1 pseudogene is annotated in these 1,132 nt (G+C 49.6%); it reads left to right on the top strand.

The window, feature by feature from the left end:
• Positions 1 to 173: 173 nt before the first annotated feature.
• Positions 174 to 882: pseudogene (locus P5674_RS25010) on the top strand (ISKra4 family transposase); the annotation flags it as partial.
• Between the last annotated feature and the right edge of the window lie 250 nt (positions 883 to 1,132).

Genomic DNA, 1,132 nt, shown 5'->3' with positions numbered 1-1,132 from the left:
TACTGGTTTACCAAGTGTTGTTACTGTGCTTAATGATTGAGATAAAGGCTGTATTCGGTTTATGTAGTATGTAGTGGGTGCATCTCAGTTAGGAAATGAATAATTGTACTTAGTGCAACCTTCACCCACAGCCCTACATAATGAGCGAAGCACCACTCACCCTCCCTCTACTCATGGATTCTCAGAAACCAGCTCAACTCCAGCAACACCTTGACGCGATTGCGGCCATTCTCTACAGCGAAGCTAACCCTGCTGAACTCACCGCCCTTGAAGCCATTGAGAAGAGTGTTCGTGCTCTTACTCAAGAACACGTCTTGCCTCAACTAGGAGTTTTTTTATCGACCAGGCAACAGACCGCCACAGTGGAAAACAACTCACCCTGACCAGTATCCTCGGTAAACTCACCCTCACTACCGCTCAAGGTCAACAACTGCAAGTGAAGCCAGGGACTCGTTGGAGTCCATACTTTGAGAAGTGTTGCTTGCTCGTTAGTGCTAATAACGCTTACCAACGAGCCGAAGAGGATATCACGATACTGACCGGGATGAGCATCTCCCACAGTACGCTCCAACGCCTTGTACAGCGAGAGGACTGGTGTGAGGTGGAGATAACTGACCCCCCACACGGAACTGAGCCTAGATGGAGGAATGGTTCGCCTGCCCACTGAGGAGAGTCAACCCTGTGAGTGGAGAGAATACAAAGGGTTAAATGTTCATGAGCAAGGGGGTGTAGCGTTCTTTAAAGATAATCAAGGACTACTGGAGTGGGGTGAATGCCCAACCCCTAGGGGAGCAGTTTACCTGTCTTGGAGATGGTCATGAGGGGGTGTGGAACATTGTCAGTGAGATGGGGACATCGCAGCAACGGATGGAAGTGCTCGAAGTAGGGGTCGAGAGTGAAGTCGCCTTCACCCCCTCCCATACAAAACCGTGCGTGAGACTTTCACCTCACACGGCTCCTAATCTGATTGCTCCATTGTTAAGAATACAGTGCGAGGCGTTCAGGCATGAAATAGAGCTGCAATGCTCGAAATGACCGCCTGGCAAGGATTTCAGCCCCTCGATTGAATACAAGAGGCTCGCCTCTGACCATCCCTACAACTGTTTATATGTCCCAACGATTTGTATCAAAG

The organism is Limnospira sp. PMC 289.06 (assembly GCF_032350395.1).
In the GTDB taxonomy this organism is placed as follows: Bacteria; Cyanobacteriota; Cyanobacteriia; order Cyanobacteriales; family Microcoleaceae; genus Limnospira; species Limnospira platensis.
The sequence above is the reverse complement of the archived record's forward strand: the minus strand, read 5'-3'. Positions and strand labels throughout refer to the sequence as shown.